Here is a 20,321-nt window from a genome sequence, read left to right on the forward strand (position 1 = left end):
CAATCTCTTTTTAAGCAACGCTTAATTTTTCTTTAACCTCAACTTTTTCTGTCTTCACCTCAAACTGGTTTGAAGTATTATTTTCTCCACCTGCTTTTAAAGCTTTATCACCTGCAAAAAATGCTTTATGGTCGTCACCAAGATCAGAACCAGCCATTCGTTGATGCTTAACACAAGCAACGCTTTTTCTAATCTCTTGTCTTTGCACTCCTTTTACATAAGCTAACATACCATCATCTCCAAAATAGCCTTCAGTTAAATCGTTCATATGTAAAGCTGTTGTATGATATGTTGGTAACGTAATTAGATGATGGAATATACCCGCTTGTCTTGCACTATCCATTTGAAATGTTTTAATTTTTCGATCTGCACGATGGCACAATTCTGAATCATCATACTGAGCATCCATTAAATTATTTCTATCGTAAGCCGTCATATTTTCATTTTCCGCAAGCATTTCGTTATAAACCTGGTTTCTGAAGTTTAATGTCCAGTTGAAGGATGGCGAATTATTATAAACCAATTTTGCGTTAGGTACAATTTCTCTAATCCTATTTACCATGTGTGCAATTTGATTCACATTTGGTGTAGGTGTTTCAATCCACAATAAATCGGCCCCGTTTTGCAAACTAGTAACACAATCTAATACCACTCTATCGATATTAGAGCCTTCCTTAAACTTATACAAACCGTTAGCTAATCTAATTGGTCGAACCAATTTACCATCTCTCTTTAATAAAACCTCATCTTGTTTTACATCTTCGATAGTAACAACTTCTGCATCAACAAAAGCTAAGTATTGAGATGCTAAATCTCCAGGTTCTTGACTTACTGGTAATTTCTGAGTTAATCCAGCTCCCTCAGAATCAGTTCTAGCAACAATAATTCCATCATCAATTCCTAATTCTATAAAAGCATAACGCACTGCATTTAATTTTGCTACAAAATCTTCATGAGGAACCGTTACTTTTCCATCTTGATGTCCACATTGTTTAGCATCTGAAACTTGATTCTCAATTTGAATAGCACAAGCTCCTGCCTGAATCATTTTTTTCGCTAATAAATACGTGGCCTCTTCATTTCCAAAACCAGCATCAATATCTGCTATTATAGGAACAATATGCGTTTCAAAATTATCGATGTCGTTTTGTACATCTTCACCGTTTTCAAGTCTTCTAAATAAATCATTTAACTCTATAGCATCTGCTTGACGTAAGAAATCATAAATTTCTTCGATAAGTCCAGGAACTGCTGTTTTTTCGTGCATGGACTGATCTGGCAATGGTCCAAATTCTGAACGCAATGCAGCAACCATCCAACCAGAAAGGTATAAGTAGCGTTTACTTGTTGTTTTATGGTGCTTTTTAACCGCAATCATTTTCTGCTGTGCCACAAAACCATGCCAGCACCCTAAAGATTGTGTGTATTTTGAAGCATCTGCATCGTACTCTGCCATATCTTTTCGCATAATAGCTGCAGTATATTTTGCAATATCTAAACCTGTTTTAAATTGATTTTGAGCAACCATTCTCGCTGCACTTTCAGGATTAATAGCATTCCAAGTTTGTCCGTACTTTTCCTTTAAATCTCTTACAGTTTGCAATGCAGAACTATAGTTACTTTGTGGTAAATTTTTCATAATTTTGTTTTGATTATTAATGTTTATTCCAAATTTTGATGATTAGGTCTCGCAATCTATTCCAGTAGTTGCGAGACATTTTTTTAAATATATTGATATGCCGAAAGCGTTAAAAATTCTTCAAACTCTTCCTGAGTTACTAAACGTTTAAATAGTGCAATTGCCTCTAAGAATTTTGTGTTTTTAATGTTATCCTCACCTACTTCTTTGATGATTTTTTCAACTTCATCATCAAACAATACGTCAAACAAGTCTTTATTAAATGCTCTTCCATCATCTAAAAACGCTTCATTTTTAAGCCATTGCCAAACTTGCGTTCTAGAAATTTCAGCTGTAGCAGCATCTTCCATTAAATTGTAAAGCGCAACAGCACCATGACCTCTTAACCAAGCTTCGAGATATAAAATACCGACGTTAATATTTTTTCTAATCCCTGTTTCTGTAATTGTGCCTTGTGGTAGCTCTACCAAATCTGATTCCGTAACCACAACATCTTCACGCTTATTAAAAATTTGATTTGGTGTTGGCATGTATTTATCAAATTCTTTCATCGCTACCTCAACTAAAGCGGGATGCGCAACCCAAGTACCATCATGCCCATTTCTAGCCTCACGTTCTTTGTCTAATCTTACTTTTTCGAGCGCAGCTTTATTGGCTTCAGGATTATTTTTAATGGGAATTTGTGCAGCCATGCCTCCCATCGCATGAATTCCTCGTTTATGACAACGTTGAATCACTAAATTAGAATACGCAGCCATAAATGGTGTTGCCATGGTTACTTTATCGCGATTTGGAACTATAAAACCCTCATGATTTCTGAATTTTTTAATGTATGAAAAGATATAATCCCATCGTCCGCAGTTTAAACCAACGATGTGTTCTTTTAATTCATAAATAAATTCATCCAATTGAAAACTTGCTGTGATGGTTTCTATAAGTAAAGTCGCTCTAAAAGTTCCATTTGGGATTTCTAAATACTCTTGAGTAAACTCAAAAACAGCATTCCACCAGCGCGCTTCTAAATAGTGTTCTAGTTTTGGCAAATAGAAATATGGTGCAGAATCCCTTTCCATTAATGCTACACTATTATGAAATACATAGAGTCCAAAATCAAACAAGCTACCAGACATTTCTTGCCCATTAAGTAATACATGACGCTCGTTTAAATGCAAACCTCTAGGTCTTACAATTAGCACAGCCGTTTCATCATTTAGTTGATAATGTTTACCTCTAGCTTCATCAACCAATTCAATCGTTTTTAAGTTAGCATCAATTAAGTTTTGCTGCCCTTCTAAAGTGTTTTTCCAACTTGGAGCATTGCTATCCTCAAAATCTGCCATAAAAGTTTTTGCACCAGAATTTAAAGCATTAATCACCATTTTACGATCTACAGGACCTGTAATCTCTACACGACGATCTAATAAATCTTTCGGAATTTCTGCTGCTTGCCAATCAGATGTTCTAATAGATTCTGTTTCTACAGGGAAAGACGGAAAACCACCTTTATCAAAAAGAGTTTGTTCTTTTTCGCGTCGTTTTAAAAGTTCTAAACGAGAATCGTTAAATTTTTCTTGTAAAGCTGACAGAAATGTCATAGCCTCCTCTGTTAAAATTTTGGGATAGAAATTTGTCACCTCTGGCGAAAATTTCATTTTTTGTTGTGTTACTGTTTCCATGCTTATATGTTTTGATGAAACAATGTTACAATCTATTTTTCAATAAAACAAGCGAACGTTCGCTAAATATTATTTTTCGCTAAAAAATAAAATTCGCAAATTATAGTATATTTGCAACTATGGAACAAGAATACATTAAACTTATATTTGGATTAAAACTGAAGCAAATACGTACAGACAGAGAGCTTTCGTTATTTGGACTTTCAAAATTATCTGGATTATCAAAATCCTATTTAAATGAAATAGAGAAAGGAAAAAAATATCCTAAACCAGATAAAATTGCAGCGTTATCTGAGCATTTAGATGTTCCTTATGATGAAATGGTGTCTTTAAAATTAGATAAAAACCTAGCTCCTATTGGTGAAATTCTACAATCAAAATTGCTAAAAGAAATACCTTTAGAGTTATTTGGGATTCAGGAAAGCACCATGATCGATATTATTTCTAACGCACCTGCTAAGGTTACTGCTTTTATTAGTACTATTATTGAAATTGCAAAAAACTACAGTTTTAGTAAGGAAAGTTTCTATTTAGCTTCCGTAAGATCGTTCCAAGAAGCTAACAATAATTATTTTGATCATTTAGAACAGGCTGTAATTGCTTTTTCAAAAACGTATCAAGTAGACTTAACACAGCCGTTACACTCCAAAGAACTCGAAGAGATCCTGGTTGAAGAATATGGTTATACTATTAATAAGTCTGAACTAGAATCGCATACTGAATTAGAGAATTTACGTTCCGTTTTTGTTCCTAAGACAAAGACACTTTTACTAGCCAAACATATAGATGATGCACAAAAAACATTTATATACGCTAAAGAAATTGCTTATAACTATTTAAAGATTAACGAACGTCTCTATACCTTTTCATGGATAAAATTTGAGAATTTTGACCAAGTCCTTAACAATTTTTACGCGTCTTATTTTGCTGGAGCTTTAATTATTCCTAGAGCGCGATTGGTTACCGATTTGAAATCTCTATTTTCTAAAAAAGACTTTAATACCAAAGATTTTGAGCGTATTATAGACAACTATAATGCTTCACCTGAATCTATTTACCAAAGGTTAACTAATATTTTACCAAAGGACTTCAACCTTAAAAGCTTATTCTTTTTAAGATTTTCTCATAAAAAAAATAGCGAAGATTTCACCTTAAATAAAGAATTGCATTTATCAAAACAACAATCTCCTCATGCTAATGAAACCAATGAACATTATTGTAGAAGATGGGTCTCTCTAAAAGTTATAAATGACATTAGCACGTCTGGTAATATTCACGAATTTGACCTACAGGTTTCTAATTATCCAAATGAAGAAAAAAGCTACCTTGTACTATCTTCCGCAACTGCAGATCCTTTTATTTCGGATAGTTACAGAAGTGTTAGTATTGGTATTCAAATTAACAATCAATATAAAAGAAAAGTCGCTTTTTCAAAAAGTAAATTAATTCCTTCTACTCAAGTTGGTGTTACCTGCGAACGTTGTTCTATAAGCGATTGTGACGTTAGACAAGCAGCGCCTAAAGTTATTTTATCGAAATTGAAAGATGAAAAAATCACTAATGTGGTGAATGATTTACAAGAAAAATTCAGCAAATAGTATAAAATATCAAATCATAAAAAAGCACAAATAGCATTGTTAAATGCAATTTGTGCTTTTTCTACCTACATAAAATCTACTATTACTTAACTTCTTTTAATGCATTATCAATTAAGGTTCTTAAATGCTGCTTATGAGCCTTACTTGATACATTTCCTGTTGGTGCAGCCATCGTTCTAATTTGTTTCAAATTATATAATGCCATAGATTTTGCGTTATTTGTAAAACGACTACTTTGCTTTCCTGTAAGCATATCAATAAGCCTATTGGTGTATGCTATTTGTAAATTCTGTCTAAACGAATTTACATTACCATAAATATCTGCTTTAAAAATAGCAGCGTTTAAATCTGACATAAATGAAGACAAGCTATATTCATTTCCATATAACTCACTATCAGTGATTCTCTGTAAGGTGTTTGGGTGTAAAATATGTCTCAATACATTTTCTTGATACGTTAATATTTGACTGTGGATTTTTGGATCCTCTGGACCTCTAAAAAAGTTATAACCTCGACGTTGCATCGCTAGAGAATTATACAAGTCGCTTGGCGCACTAAATGCATCTGGTGCAAAAGCATATTTTTTCAAAGCATTCATGGCACGTTTTTGATCTTCTAAACTTACAGGAGTAAATGGTTGCGTTCCACCTTCTTGTCCTATCGTGGCTCTATCCACATAAACACCTCCTATAAATCGAGACATAACACCAGTTGCAATGGCACGCTGTCCGCTTAATAAATAGTAAGCACGTCTTAACTCTTGATACGATTCTCCTGTTTTAGAAAATTTTGTTTTAACAGAACTCATCATGCTATCTACCAACTCAATTCTATTGATAGAATAACCAATTTGATCGTTAGACAAATCACCAACCATCACTCTTGGATCAATAGCTTTTCCTGGAGAACGCATATCATCTGCATCATTACCAAATATTAATTCTGGCTCTGTAGATCTATTAAGCAAAGCTGTTTTTTCTCCTTCAGATTTAAAAGGCGTATAACCAAACTGAATTGCCCAAAGATCATAAGGTCCAACTGATGTATCATAATATTGTCCTTGATTAGCTCTGTTGTTTGTTAAATTAATACCTGCATAATCCATAACAGAACCTGTTAAGCATTTTCCTTCTATGAATTCTTTATTTGCTAATTCTTCTGGTGAAAACAATTGACTCGCTTTCATGTTATGATTTAAACCTAATGTATGACCAACTTCATGCATAATTAAAGCTAACATTGATTCTTTTTTCATACGAGCCATTTCTAAATCAGATCCACCTGCTGCTTCAACTACAGCCTGACCAAACATGGTATTCTCGTGCATTACATGACCAAAAGAACATAATACTTTATTCTTTTTTAAATAATCTGAAGGACTGAATTCTGCATCAGCTTTTGCTAAATCAAATAATTGATCGTAGAACACTCTATTGGTAAAATGCACATATTCTAACATAATATCTGCCCCAATGATTTCTCCTGTTTTTGGATTTACAAAACTTGGACCATAACCTCCAAAAGGTGGATTAGGCGACGACGTCCAACGTAAAACATTATAATTAATATCTCCAGCATCCCAATCTGCATCATCTGGTTGCAACTTTACAACCATAGCATTTTTAAATCCTGCTTTTTCAAAAGCTTTATTCCATTCTAAAACTCCCGCTTTAATTGTTTCTCTCCATTCAATAGGTGTAGAATTCTCCATCCACCAAGTAATAGGTTTTACAGGTTCTGAGATTGCTAAGCTAGTATCTTTTTTAATTAGATTCCAACGGTGTACTAAATCCTTGTATGGTGCTGAATTTGTAGCCGTTTGATCATTAACCTGTGTTGTAAAATAACCAACTCTTGGATCGTCTAAACGAATCTTATAGTCATTCTCTGGCATTGCAATTAAACTATGAAACACTTTAATACTCACGTTTCTTCCGTCAGTTACAGCCTGAGACCCACCATTTAAAACAGATGGTTTTGAATACACATACTCTACCTCAAGATTTGTATTATCATCATAGTTTTTAATGCTATTGATTTTGGTTTTGGACTTATCGAGATTACCAAGAGTAAATGCCATTGGGCTAGATCCAGGAAAACGAGGAGGCTTTACTTGAGAAAACGTTTCTTTTAAAAATAAATCGTCTGCTTTAATTAAATATAGACCTTCTTTTTGATCATAAGCTTCAATCTTTATCGTTGCCATGATACCTTCACTTGTATTAGCATCTTTAGATTTAGAAATGGCATTTTCAGGATCAAAGTAAAATGATGTATTTTGAGATACAAACTCAATCTTATTATAGTATTTTTTTACTTTGAAAATTTTTGAACCTCCATAAGCTCCTCTATATCTTCCTGCATCAATAACACCATTAGAGACTTGATTAAAATGAATATAATCTTTATCTAAATGCTTTTCACTAATTACCATTTGTAAACTACCAGTAATAGTGTCTCTGTAAATAGTAAAAAGACCTTCTATCCTTTTACTTGATTTGGTAAGTTCTTTTATTGATTTTTCTTTCTTAATTTTTGGAGCAGAGACCTCTGTTTTATTCTTTTTCTTTTTACGCTGAGCTTCTAGATTTTGAGGTGCTATAAAAGCACACGCAACTAGCCCCAAAGACAGTAGCCTAAAGACGTTTCGTTTTTTGCTGTTCATAATTTTGATTGATTAGTTATATTGTTTTTTGAATGTAAACAAGATAGATAATTATTTTTAATAATTATGTTAAAACACCACCACTAGAAACTTAAGCCTTATTTTAAGGCTTCTAATCATAGAAAAACAACCAGGATATTGATCTCGGAATAAAAAGTAGTTTAAATAGAATTTATGAAAAACGACTCATGTTTTGAAAATGATAATTCTTCAAAACTAGAGACAACCACATTAGCTAATGTATAATCCTGACCAGAAGAATTCTTACTTTTAAAACCTGCACAAAAAATTCCGGCTGCATATGCTGCCTTAATGCCATTTGTAGAATCCTCGATAACCATACATTCAGATTTATGAAACCCTGTAGATTCTGCCGCTTTTAAGAAAATTTCTGGATGTGGTTTTGATTTTTTTAAATCTGCTCCACTAAATTTATCAGTAAAATATTGATTAAGATTAAAGCGCTCGAAGATTTGATTAATACCAATCATAGAAGCAGATGATGCTACAACTAATTTTACTCCGTTTTCATGAAAGTCTTTTATTCGCTCTAAAACACCTTCTATTAAATCTAATTCCTCATCATGAGTAAATAAATATTTATAATGTTTTCGCTTTAGACTTACCAAATGCTCTGGTGTGTCATTTAAATTAAAATGATCGACCAAACGTTTACATATATTAATTGTAGACTGACCTGTGAAGGATTCATATAGTGTATTATCTACATCAATATTAACTTCATCAAACATTAAATGATAGGCTTTACGATGTAAAGGCTCCGTATCAACAATAACACCATCCATATCAAATAAAACCGCTTTAAGCATAATTTTTAATTTTTTAACGAAGATAGAAAAGTAAATGGTTTTATAACACTGTGGTTAGCACTGTGATTTTATCATTTAATATGATTAGTTTTACAGTTCTAAAATTATTAGACTCAAGATGGCAAAGAAAGGACAAGAAAAAAATACAGCAAATAAAGCCAAGCACAGTAAATTAATTGCTCAGATAAAGAATAAGAAAAAATCTAAAACTGATGAGCGAAAAGCAAAACTTAGAGCTATTGTAGAACAGGCTAAAGCTAAAAAAGCAAACGAAGATAATAGCTAAATTAGAAGACTAGAATTCTAAACTTTGGTTAAATAATCAGACAATAAAAAAGCAATAAGTAATTGAGACTTTATAATATTGCTACATAATAGTTTGTATTATGGTCACTAAAAAATAACTAAAGACGCTTACTTATTGCTTTTTAATATACTACTGTGTGAAATTATTTCACATTATCAATAATTTTCTGAACAACTTCCGGATTTAAAAGTGTACTTGTATCACCTAATTGATCGGTTTCATTAGCTGCTATTTTTCTCAAAATTCTACGCATAATTTTACCAGACCTTGTTTTTGGTAATGCTTCTGTAAACTGTATTTTATCAAGTTTTGCGATTGGCCCAATTCTATCTGTAATAACTTGATTGATTTCCATTCTTAAATTATCATGGTTTCGGCTTTCACCAACATCTTTCAAGGTTACATAACCATACAAAGCATTTCCTTTGACATCATGTGGAAATCCTACAATAGCAGATTCTGAAACTGCTGGATGCTCGTTAATAGCATCTTCAATTGGTGCCGTTCCTAAATTATGACCAGACACAATAATTACATCATCTACTCTACCTGTAATTCTGTAGTAGCCAACCTCATCACGTAATGCTCCATCTCCTGTAAAATACATATTATCATAAGCAGAAAAATATGTGTCTTTATAGCGTTGATGATTTCCCCAAATAGTTCTAGCCATTGATGGCCAAGGAAATTTAATACACAAACGGCCTTCTACTTGGTTACCTTTTAATTCTTTTCCACTTTCGTCCATTAATGCAGGCTGCACTCCAATAAAAGGTAAAGTTGCATAGGTTGGTTTAGTTGGAGTAGAAAATGGAATTGGAGTAATCATAATACCTCCTGTTTCGGTTTGCCACCAGGTATCTACAATTGGACTTTTCTTTTTTCCAACGTTTTCATTATACCAATGCCAAGCTTCTTCATTTATTGGCTCTCCAACAGATCCCAATACTTTTAATGACGATAAATCATATTTATCTACAAAATCTGAACCTTGCTTTGCCAAGGCTCTAATAGCCGTTGGTGCGGTATAAAATTGCGAAACTTTATGTTTTTCTACAATCTCCCAAAAACGTCCGTAATCTGGATAACTTGGTACACCTTCAAACATTACTGAAGTCGCTCCATTTGCTAAAGGACCATAAACAATATAACTGTGACCTGTAATCCAACCAATATCTGCCGTACACCAATACACGTCATTATCGCGATACTGAAATACATTTTTAAATGTATATGCTGTATATACCATATAACCTGCAATGGTATGAACCATCCCTTTTGGTTTTCCTGTTGATCCAGACGTATACAAAATAAATAGCGGATCTTCCGCATCCATAACTTCAGCTGCACATTCAGCATAAGCATCATCCAAAAGAGGCTGCAACCAAACATCGCGTCCTTCTTTCATGTCTATTTCAGAATCTATACGCTTCACCACCAAAACCGATTCTATTCCAGGAGTATCATTTAAAGCTTCATCTACAATTCCTTTTAAATCAATAGTTTTAGAACCACGATAAGAACCATCTGAAGTAATAACCATTTTTGCATTACAATCGTTAATTCGTGATGATATTGCTGTTGCTGAAAAACCTGCAAAAATAACAGAATGTATCGCTCCTATTCTAGCACATGCTAAAAGTGAAATTGCTAATTCTGGAATCATTGGCAAATAAATACAAACCACATCTCCTTTTTTAATCCCTTTATCTTTTAAGACATTGGCAAGCTTACAAACACGCTGATGCAATTGCTTGTATGTAATATGCTCTGCTGCTTCACCCGGATTATTAGGCTCAAATAAAATAGCCGTTTTATCTCCATTTGTATGCAAATGTCTATCTAAGCAGTTTTCTGTAATATTAAGTTTTGCATTCTCGAACCATTTAAATTCAGCTTGCTCAAAATCGTAGCTTAAAACGTTAGACCATTTCTTTTTCCATGTAAAATGCTCTTCAGCTATCTCTTCCCAAAATTGCTCTGGATTTCTTACTGATTTTCTATAGACCTGAAAATATTCTTCAAACTGTTTGATGTGATAATTACTCATGCTTTATTAATTTAATATGATTTAATAAATCTCTAACACTTTATCAAATCGTGTTAGAAATCGTTTTTTTTATTTATTATTATTTCTAGTTAATAGGACTTAAAAAATACCAAATATTTTATTTGTGAATTCCTATTTTATGAATTTTATATACCGATTTTATTTCTTCAATAATCTGAACATCATCAATGGTTGATGGTATATTATACTGTTGTTCATCTGCTATATTTCGCAATAGTTTCCGAAGTGTTTTTCCACTTCTTGTTTTTGGTAAACGTTCTACAACAAGTACATCTCTAAAGGATGCTACAGCACCTATTTCTCTCCTAACATCTTGTACTATTTCTTTTTCTACAAGTGTACTTTCATAGTTTTTATCGGTTTTTAACACAACTAAACCTAAAGGCTTTTGCCCTTTAATTTCGCAATGCACTCCAAATACAGCACATTCTGCAACAGCATTATGTGACGCTACTATTTCTTCCATTTCTGCGGTAGATAAACGGTGACCAGCGACATTAATTATATCATCTACACGACCTGTAATGAATACATAACCATCTTCATCAATATAACCTCCATCTCCTGAAAAATAATAACCCGGAAAACGATTTAAATAACCGAACTTGAAACGCTCTGGATTTCCCCAAAGATTACTCAATGTTCCCGGAGGCAATGGTAACTTTACAGTTACGTAACCCTCTACAGTAGATTCAACCTCCTCACCATCTTCATTTAAAATTTTAATATCATAACCCGAAACAGGAAGACCTGCAGATCCTGGCTTTATTGGCTGTAAGCTTACTCCAACCATATTCGCCAACATTGGCCAACCACTTTCGGTTTGCCACCAATGATCTATTACAGGAATATTTAAATGATGCTCGGCCCAAGTTAAGGTCGCGACATCACAACGTTCACCAGCTAAAAACAAATATTTTAAACAGGATAAATCATATGGTTTTAACAGATCTCCATTAGGATCTTCTTTTTTAATTGCTCTAATTGCTGTTGGAGCTGTAAACATTGCTTTTACATTATGTTCATTTATAACGCGCCAAAACGTAGAAGCATCTGGTGTTTTAATTGGTTTACCTTCAAAAACAATAGTTGTATTTCTATTAAGCAACGGTCCATAAGCTATAAAACTATGACCTACAACCCAACCAACGTCACTTGCTGCCCAAAATACTTCTCCTTCATCGACACCATAAATAGATTTCATAGAAAACTTTAAAGCTGTAGCATAACCACCTGTATCTCTAATAATTCCTTTTGGTGTTCCAGTGGTTCCTGAAGTATACAAGATATATAAAGGATGTGTGGACTCTACTGAAACCGCCTCTATTGAAGGTGATTCTTCTACTAAAGTTATATAATCTACATCATAATCTTTCCCAGGGATCTCGACACCCAATTGCCTATCGAAAACAATAACATGTTCTGGCTTATTTTCAGATTTTACAATGGCTTCATCTACAAACGGTTTGTAAGGAACAATACGCTTAATTTCTACTCCGTTTGATGCTGTAATAATTGCTTTTGGCTTACAATCATCAATACGAATTGCCAACTCATGTGGCGCAAAACCACCAAATACAACGGAGTGAATAACACCAAGTCTAGCACAAGCCAACATAGAAAAAATAGCTTGCGGAATCATAGGCATATAAATAATACAAGTATCTCCTTTTTTAAGGCCTAACTTTTGCAATCCACCGGCTAATTTTGAAACTTCGTAATGTAGCTGATTAAATGTAATATGTTGTTTTGTATTGGTAACAGGAGAATCATAAATAAGCGCATTTTGCTCTCCATAACCATCATTAATATGTTTATCTATACACAAATAACTGAGGTTAAGTTTCCCATCTTCAAACCACTGATTATAGTCATACTTATCCTTAGACAATATGATTTTAGGTGATTTAAACCAATCAATTTCATTAGCTCGAGTTTTCCAAAATTGCTCTGGATTACTGATGCTTTCGTTATAAAATTTTTGGTATTTCACGACTTTCCTTTTTTAGAGTTAAGTAAGCCAAACCAATTAGGATTGAGTATTTGAAGTTTGATAAGCACCCAAATAATGACCACAAAACAAATTCCCATAACTATTGAAAGCATAGGAGTTACGTTTGTAATATTTTCGTATTTAAACCTTAAAAACAGCGTAGCTATAACATAGATACTTATAATTATATCTGACGCTAATGGGTTAATGTGAAATTTCATGTCTTTAAATTTTAATTAAACTTAGTTTGTTTGCACACAAAACCAATTTTAAAAAAGACTTAAAAGACTGTCTCTAAGTCACAAGCTCCTGAATTTCAGAAACTATTTTTTTTACTGAAAAGGGTTTAGTTAAATATTTATCGGCTCCGAGACTTAGTCCCTTTTCAACGTCTGAAGCTTTATTCTTTGCGGTTAAAAACACGACTTTAATGTGTTTTAAACTCTCTGTTTCTTTTATAAATGTTAAGGTTTGATACCCATCTACATTTGGCATCATAATATCTAACAAAACAACGTTAGGCGTATGATGTTTTAATATTTCTAAAGCCTCACTTCCATCTCTTGCAATAAACACTTCAAAACCTTGTTTTTTGAAGGTGTACTCTAACGACATCACAATATTTGGCTCATCGTCAACAATTAAAATTTTCTTCGTCATACTTTAGGGTATCAATTTACTCAAAAGGTATTGTAAAAACAAGCGTTGCACCATTTTTTATGTCTTTTTTGGCCCAAATTTTCCCTTTATGCTTTTCTACTATTTGTTTTGTAATCGCTAAACCTAATCCGCTGCCCTCTGGTTTTCTTGTATTTTGATTTTTAGATTGATAAAATTTATCGAAAATATAAATAAAATCTTCTTCCGGAATTCCTTTTCCATTATCTGCTACTGAGATTTCAACGACTTGGTTACCGATCTTATAATCGACTATAATTTTCCCTGTTTTTGTTTCGCAAAATTTAATAGCATTAGATAATAAATTGGTCAACACTTGAAGAATACGGTCTTCATCATAGTTAATTACAAAAGGATGCATATTGTTATTTACAATTAAAACTTCTTTTTTTGCTGCAATTTGAGAAACACTAGCAATAGCTTTACCAATTGTTTTTTGAATATCTTGTGGTTGTAAGTCTAAATGCAAACCACCTGTCTCTAATTTTTCAAAATCTAAAATATTATTGATTAAGCGCCCTAAACGATCCGAATCTTGTAAAATATTCTTTAAAAATTGTGCTTTAATTTCTTTAGGCATTTCCTCATCATCTAGAATGACTTCGGCTGCTGCACGAATTCCTGTTATTGGCGTTTTTAACTCATGCGCGACAGTATCTAAAAATTCATCTTTTTGCTTGTCTTTATCTATCAACTCTTCATTAGCTTCTTTCAATTGAAATGTTAATTGAGATAACTCATTCGACTTTTCTAGAAGTACTTTATTGCTAACTATGTTCTCTTTAGATTCCTCTAAAATCTTTAAAACCTCAACCAAACTAATCTGCTCTTCCTTAACCACACTTGCAATTAATATTTTTGCTGATGCAGAACCAATACTTCCTGTTAAGAGTTTTTCTGAAAAATTAATTAAACGTGCATCTGCCAACTGTGTATCTTGAGATAATTTATACTTTGTGAAAAATATTTTTAAAGCACGAGTCGCTCTTTTTTCACCTAAAAATCGTGCTAAAACATTTTTAATATCTGCCACATAAGCTTCACCTTTCCAAACCAATGCACTATCCTGAAGATTTGTAAAGTTTTTACTATCTACATACATTTCAGCATAATTACGTTCTCTATAATTTCCTTTAGACATTAATGAAAACATTAAATAGCTAAACAAATTAAAGGTTATACTCCAGAAAAAAGCGTGAGCTGGTGGACTTAGAAAATCAATTCCAAATAAGGCATAGGGTTTTAAGGCTTCAATACCCAATAAGCCATATTGACGAAAATCGTCTGTACCTGTATAAGCTTCCAATGTAAATGGCAAAACCAAGGTATATATAGCAACACAAAAACCGACTATCATTCCAATAATGGCGCCTTTTGAAGAGCCACGATTCCAATATAAACCTATAAAAAAAGATGGTGCTAACTGAGATATAATCACAAACGATATTAAACCTATGGAATACAGCGATAGCGCTTTTGAAAATATTACATAAAAAAAATATGCTGCGATAATGATGGTAAAAATAGAAACACGACGGATAGTCTTGATGTATTTTGAATTGCGTTCCGGTTGATTTTTTATGAATTTATCTAAGAACCCATACGGAATCACCAAGTTATTACTTACCATTGTAGACAACGCCAAAGTAGACACTACAACCATAGAAATCACCGCTGAAAAACCACCTAAAAACACAAGCGTTGCCAAAAAGGTATTCCCATGTTCTAAGGGCAATAATAGCGTATAGTATTCTGCATTTTCTGTGGACCCAAAAGTGAGTTTCCCTGCCCAAGCAATAAAGATGACAAAAATATTAAACAATAATAAATACAATGGAAATAACCAAATAGCCTTCTTAAGATGTTTTTCTCTGTTATTCTCTAAAACGGCAACTTGAAACTGTCTTGGTAATAAAAACACGACCATAAATGATAACCCAATCATAAAAAACCAATTAAAACCATCCTCTACTTTACCAAGTGTAGTTAATTCTTTAAAGTTATCTGTTACAGAAATTTTCTCATAAATATCCGAAGTCCCATCAAACAAGTAGAATGTAATATACGTTCCTATAGCCAGAAAAAACAACAACTTCAACATCGACTCTAATGCCACTGTAGCAACAATACCTTTATGTTTTTCTGATGCATCTGTATTTTGAGTTCCAAAAAAAGCAGCGAATATGGCTAACAATAAAGCGATGTAAAATGTAGAATCGTCAATTACTGTGGTAGAAACATAACTATTATCTCCAGATATAATTTCGAAGGTTTCTGAGACGGCCTTCAACTGTAAAGAAATATAAGGCAAGGTACCAAAAAGACAAATCACAGTAACTAATGCACCTAAAAACCTATTATTTCCGTAACGTAAAGAAATAAAATCTGCAATAGATGAAATTTTATGTTGCTTAGATATTCTTATGATTTTCCGAAGCATTACAATCCATAAAGGCGCAGCAATAACAGGGCCTAAATAGATTGGTAAAAAATGGATTCCGGAATTAGCGGCAATACCTACGCTTCCATAATACGTCCATGCTGAACAATAAACCGCTAAAGACAAGGTGTAGACGTATGGATTATTTACCCATTTACTTTGTCGTTTCTTTTCAGCAAGAAAAGCAATGTAAAACAACATTGCTAAATAGATAATAATGATAATGATTACGGCGTAACTATTCATAATGGCGTTTTAAAACGATATATGAAATCACAATTGAAATCATCCAAAACGTAAATAACGAAAAGTATAGTGTTGGAATCCCGAAAATGGCGCCTTCAAAATTAAAAATGAGGACAAAGGGAATATTGAATACAAAAAACAAAGCTATTGATAACACAACTAGCTTTTGCTCGTGACGTTTTTTCATGAATTCGTAATTATTAATAGAAACAACTAAATATCTACTAATATAAGAAATCAGTATTACAAAAATTGCAATACTGATTCTCTAACTAAGTAAAATTAAAATAATGATATATAAACATTAACTTTTTAATGGTCTTGTGCTTCTCCTGCTCCTGAAGGTATTCTAATACTTTCAACCATATCTTGAACCTCTTGAGGTGGTGCAGGTGACAGTCTTGAAATCACTACCGAAATCACAAAATTGACGCACATAGCAATGGTTCCAAAACCTTCAGGTGATGTTCCAAACCACCAATCTTCACTGGTTCCTCCACCAAACATATCGAGTTTAAAGCGCATCATGTAGTACATCATTAATGTAATACCAACAATCATACCTGCAATAGCACCTTCTTTATTCATTCGTTTATCAAAAATCCCTAAAATAATGGCGGGAAAAAAGGAGGCGGCAGCGAGACCAAAGGCGAGCGCGACGACGGCGGCGACGAATCCTGGTGGATTAATCCCAAAGTAACCTGCAATTAAAATCGCTACAAAAATTGAAATTCTTGCTGCTCTTAATTCATTTTTATCAGAAATATCTGGTCGCAATTGTTTCTTAATTAAATCATGAGAAACTGATGTAGAAATTACTAAAAGTAATCCTGCAGCTGTAGATAAAGCTGCCGCTAGTCCACCAGCTGCTACCAATCCAATGACCCAGTTTGGTAAGTTTGCAATTTCAGGATTTGCTAATACCATGATATCTCTATCCACATATAATTCATTGACTTCACCGCTACTGTTAGCAACAATACGCTCACCATGTTCTCCTCTAGCATCTGTAAATTCTGGTTTACTACTAGACAATGCATTTCCTGCGACATATTGAATTTTACCATCTCCATTTTTATCAGACCAAGCAATTAAGCCTGTATTCTCCCAATTTTTAAACCAAACCGGAATTTCATCATAACGTTGGTTACTTACCGTTTCAATTAAATTAGTTCTAGAAAAAACAGCTACAGCAGGCGCTGTTGTATACAAAATAGCAATTAAGAATAAAGCATATCCTGCAGATTTACGTGCATCTTTCACTTTAGGCACTGTAAAAAAGCGAACAATAACGTGAGGTAAACCAGCAGTACCAGCCATTAACGCTAAAGTAATTGCAAATACATCCCAAGTACTTTTGGTTCCGCTTGTATATTCATGAAACCCTAATTCTGTATGTAAAGAATCTAATTTATCGAGAAGAAATGCTCCGCCTTCAACTTTACCACCCATTCCTATTTGAGGAATAATATTTCCTGTCATTTGCAATGAAATAAAGAATGCTGGCACCATAAAAGCAAAAATCAAAACACAATATTGTGCCACTTGCGTGTATGTGATTCCTTTCATCCCTCCTAACAAGGCGAATGCTAGAACGACTGTCATTCCGATAATCACACCTAAAGTAATATCTACTTGTAAGAATTGAGAAAACACAATTCCAACACCACGCATTTGGCCTGCCACATAAGTAAATGAAACGATTAAAGCACAAATTACAGCCACTGTTCTTGCAGTGTTTGAATAGTAGCGATCTCCAATAAAATCGGGAACCGTAAACTTCCCAAACTTTCGTAAATAAGGCGCTAAAAGCAATGCTAAAAGCACGTAACCTCCGGTCCATCCCATAAGATAAACAGAGCCATCGTAACCTGCGAAGGAAATAATACCTGCCATACTTATAAAGGAGGCGGCACTCATCCAATCGGCAGCCGTTGCCATACCATTTGCTAATGGCGAAACACCTCCACCGGCAACATAAAATTCTTTAGTTGAGCCAGCTCTAGCCCAAATTGCGATTCCGAAATACAGCGCAAAAGTAATGCCGACTAATAACCAAGTCCATGTTTGTACACTCATAATATTTTTATTTAATGTTGTTAGTTAAGGCTTACTCGTCGTAACCGTATTTTTTATCTAGTTTGTTCATTAATCTTACATAAACGAATATTAATACCACGAATACATATATAGACCCTTGTTGCGCAAACCAAAATCCTAGTTTAAAACCACCTAGTTTAAATTGGTTTAATTCTTCTCTGAATAGAATGCCACACCCAAAGGATACTACAAACCATATTGTTAGAAGTATGGCTAGATACTTCACATTTTCTTTCCAGTACGCTGTAGCGTGATCCTGTTTATTACTCATAGTTTCTTAGTTTTTATAGGTAAATCATAGCTTGAAGCGAAATAGTACTAGTGTCTACCGATCCAAAGCTTTGATTCATGTATTCTAAAGTTAATTTTGAATTATGTCCGCTCATATAAGCATTGATGCCAACACCTAATGTAGATCTGTTATCATCAACAGCATCATAACTATGTGTTCCGTAACTTAAATAAGGTTGAAATCTTGTTTTTAATTTATCACCATTGAGAACATAACCTACATGACCATAAAGCATACTTCCTGTTCCATAAGCACTGTAGAGATAGTTTTTTCCATAGTTACTATTCTGATAGACAGCATACGCAGTAATAGCACTTCCGTCTTCACCAATTGGTGTATCATAAAAAGCATCGACTGCAAAGATGGATACATCTTCACCTTCAAGATTTGGTGCAATAGCTGTGCCTGTATCAATTACTGAACCTTCAGGATGTAAAAAGAAACCTGCACCAATATTGAATACTTTTTTCTCTCCTAAGTAGGTCCCAACTTTATAAGGCAAAAAGTTTGACTCTTGATCTAAAAAATGATAATCGAAATAACCAGCATAGGTTTTTCCAGCTGCTTTAGATCCTAAATTAGAACGACCATTATAAACGGCATCACCACCTGCAACAGCTGTATGACCATCTAAAGACGATACGGATGCATCGTTTACAGCAACGCGATATTGTAATTTATTGAATTTCCCTTTCATAAACACACCTAAATGTCTTGCAAATTGATCTGACAAACCAATAGTTGCCCATGACTGACGGTTGTTATCTAGCGTCATGATATTAAGTGTGCTTTGATTGTTTAATCTAGAAATACCATTGAAATAATGTAATCCTCCACCAACAGTATGATTTTCGCCTACATTATATTGCGCCCAAACATCGTGAAAGAAGAGTTGAGAACCATCACCTTTTCCAGTAGGACTTAAGGTGGAACTTGTTAAACTATTTAATCCAAAATGAGTTAGAATTAAAAAGTCCTTGTTAATTTGAGCGAACATTAAAACTCTAGCACGGCGTAAATTAAAGTTTAACTTACTGTTTTCGTTTCCGTTACCATCAAAGGTTTCATCTGTATTGTAATTGGCTTGGACTTGTGCCCAAGAAATGAGACGAAGATATTTAGAGCCATCTTCGTTGAATTTGAATTTAAGTCCACCAGAATAATCTGGCGAGCCTTGAGCAATCATAAATTGAAAGAACATGATAAACAGTCCTATCAATACAAAAGTTTGATTCTTCATTGTTTAAAAAGATTAGTTAGTACTTAAAATTAGTTTTGTGTGCACTACTAAGCTCTTAAAAACATCTCTTTAATTCATATTTTATATACTTATCTGTTAATTTAATATACTAATCTTTAAATCGCTCCCATTTTATGAGCATAAATTTATCACCCAATTCAGTGACAACAACACCTGCACCTTTTATATTTTCAGGCTCTGAAAAATAGCGACCAAGCTCATTTGCATTTAAAATTTTATAAGTCGGGTGATAATTAGAGTTATAAGGGCGCTTAATATTGTATTTTTTCACCCAATTCATAACACTGACATGAGAAATTCCTAATATGCGCTCAATTTCTCGATAAGTGAGACCTTCTAAATAAAGTTGCAGTGATTTATTAACATAGTAGTCATCTATCTTCTTTCCTATCTTATTAACTGTGAAATAATAATTACATTTTTTACACTTGTAACGTTGCCTTTTATTCACTATTCCGCTCTTAACATACTGATCGCTACTGCAATTTGGACATAAATCTATAGTCATATATAGTTATTTAGCAT

The 20,321-nt window shown here is 33.5% G+C and carries 16 protein-coding genes; 2 read left to right on the forward strand and 14 right to left on the reverse strand.

The genetic code is table 11. From position 1 onward, the window contains the following. Positions 1-10: 10 nt before the first annotated feature. Together HM981_RS11875 and aceB are read right to left on the reverse strand one after the other, a co-directional pair. A complete protein-coding gene (locus tag HM981_RS11875) occupies positions 11-1,639 on the reverse strand; it encodes an isocitrate lyase (RefSeq protein WP_179339022.1) in 1,629 nt (542 codons plus the stop codon). 83 nt (positions 1,640-1,722) lie between these two features. Further along, positions 1,723-3,315, reverse strand: a complete 1,593-nt coding sequence (aceB, locus tag HM981_RS11880) for a malate synthase A (protein ID WP_179339023.1) — start codon at positions 3,313-3,315, stop codon at positions 1,723-1,725. Positions 3,316-3,434: 119 nt separating this feature from the next. Here aceB and HM981_RS11885 point away from each other — a divergent pair, with 119 nt between their 5' ends. After that, positions 3,435-4,913 (forward strand): helix-turn-helix domain-containing protein, encoded by a 1,479-nt coding sequence (locus HM981_RS11885; RefSeq protein WP_179339024.1) that lies wholly within the window; start codon positions 3,435-3,437, stop codon positions 4,911-4,913. A gap of 82 nt (positions 4,914-4,995) precedes the next feature. Here the strand turns inward: HM981_RS11885 and HM981_RS11890 are convergent, their stop codons facing one another. Both HM981_RS11890 and HM981_RS11895 read right to left on the reverse strand, forming a co-directional pair. Beyond that, positions 4,996-7,578: a zinc-dependent metalloprotease gene (locus tag HM981_RS11890; RefSeq protein WP_179339025.1), complete on the reverse strand. Its 2,583-nt coding sequence runs from the start codon at positions 7,576-7,578 to the stop codon at positions 4,996-4,998. A 161-nt stretch (positions 7,579-7,739) separates the two neighbouring features. After that, positions 7,740-8,408 (reverse strand): HAD family hydrolase, encoded by a 669-nt coding sequence (locus tag HM981_RS11895; RefSeq protein ID WP_179339026.1) that lies wholly within the window; start codon positions 8,406-8,408, stop codon positions 7,740-7,742. Between the two features lie 118 nt (positions 8,409-8,526). On the opposite strand from HM981_RS11895, the gene HM981_RS11900 reads away from it, so the two are divergent. Next, positions 8,527-8,694 carry a hypothetical protein gene (locus HM981_RS11900; protein WP_179339027.1) on the forward strand — a complete coding sequence of 56 codons (168 nt, stop codon included), beginning with the start codon at positions 8,527-8,529 and terminating at the stop codon, positions 8,692-8,694. Between the two features lie 163 nt (positions 8,695-8,857). Here the strand turns inward: HM981_RS11900 and acs are convergent, their stop codons facing one another. From acs to HM981_RS11950, 10 genes are all read right to left on the reverse strand, one after another. Next, on the reverse strand, positions 8,858-10,765 hold the full coding sequence (gene acs / locus HM981_RS11905) for an acetate--CoA ligase (protein ID WP_179339028.1): 1,908 nt from the start codon (positions 10,763-10,765) through the stop codon (positions 8,858-8,860). Between the two features lie 118 nt (positions 10,766-10,883). Next, positions 10,884-12,779 carry an AMP-binding protein gene (locus HM981_RS11910; RefSeq protein WP_179339029.1) on the reverse strand — a complete coding sequence of 632 codons (1,896 nt, stop codon included), beginning with the start codon at positions 12,777-12,779 and terminating at the stop codon, positions 10,884-10,886. After that, the gene (locus HM981_RS11915; protein ID WP_179335102.1) at positions 12,776-13,000 is read right to left on the reverse strand and encodes a hypothetical protein; all 225 of its coding nucleotides are present in this window, start codon (positions 12,998-13,000) and stop codon (positions 12,776-12,778) included. Before HM981_RS11915 ends, HM981_RS11910 begins: the two co-directional genes overlap by 4 nt. Positions 13,001-13,073: 73 nt before the next feature. Beyond that, the gene (locus HM981_RS11920) at positions 13,074-13,439 is read right to left on the reverse strand and encodes a response regulator (protein WP_179339030.1); all 366 of its coding nucleotides are present in this window, start codon (positions 13,437-13,439) and stop codon (positions 13,074-13,076) included. 16 nt (positions 13,440-13,455) lie between these two features. Beyond that, on the reverse strand, positions 13,456-16,143 hold the full coding sequence (locus HM981_RS11925; protein WP_179339031.1) for a sensor histidine kinase: 2,688 nt from the start codon (positions 16,141-16,143) through the stop codon (positions 13,456-13,458). Beyond that, positions 16,136-16,330: a hypothetical protein gene (locus tag HM981_RS11930; RefSeq protein ID WP_173589256.1), complete on the reverse strand. Its 195-nt coding sequence runs from the start codon at positions 16,328-16,330 to the stop codon at positions 16,136-16,138. The genes HM981_RS11925 and HM981_RS11930 overlap by 8 nt, the downstream gene beginning before the upstream one ends. A 125-nt stretch (positions 16,331-16,455) precedes the next feature. Further along, positions 16,456-18,222 carry a sodium:solute symporter family protein gene (locus HM981_RS11935; RefSeq protein WP_179339032.1) on the reverse strand — a complete coding sequence of 589 codons (1,767 nt, stop codon included), beginning with the start codon at positions 18,220-18,222 and terminating at the stop codon, positions 16,456-16,458. A gap of 31 nt (positions 18,223-18,253) precedes the next feature. Next, complete coding sequence (locus tag HM981_RS11940) at positions 18,254-18,514, reverse strand: DUF4212 domain-containing protein (protein ID WP_173589254.1); 261 nt, start codon at positions 18,512-18,514, stop codon at positions 18,254-18,256. Positions 18,515-18,527: 13 nt separating this feature from the next. Further along, on the reverse strand, positions 18,528-19,775 hold the full coding sequence (locus HM981_RS11945) for a hypothetical protein (RefSeq protein WP_179339033.1): 1,248 nt from the start codon (positions 19,773-19,775) through the stop codon (positions 18,528-18,530). A gap of 109 nt (positions 19,776-19,884) precedes the next feature. Further along, positions 19,885-20,304 carry an IS1/IS1595 family N-terminal zinc-binding domain-containing protein gene (locus HM981_RS11950; protein ID WP_179312978.1) on the reverse strand — a complete coding sequence of 140 codons (420 nt, stop codon included), beginning with the start codon at positions 20,302-20,304 and terminating at the stop codon, positions 19,885-19,887. Between the last annotated feature and the right edge of the window lie 17 nt (positions 20,305-20,321).

This window comes from Winogradskyella ludwigii (genome assembly GCF_013403985.1).
Classification (GTDB): domain Bacteria; phylum Bacteroidota; class Bacteroidia; order Flavobacteriales; family Flavobacteriaceae; genus Winogradskyella; species Winogradskyella ludwigii.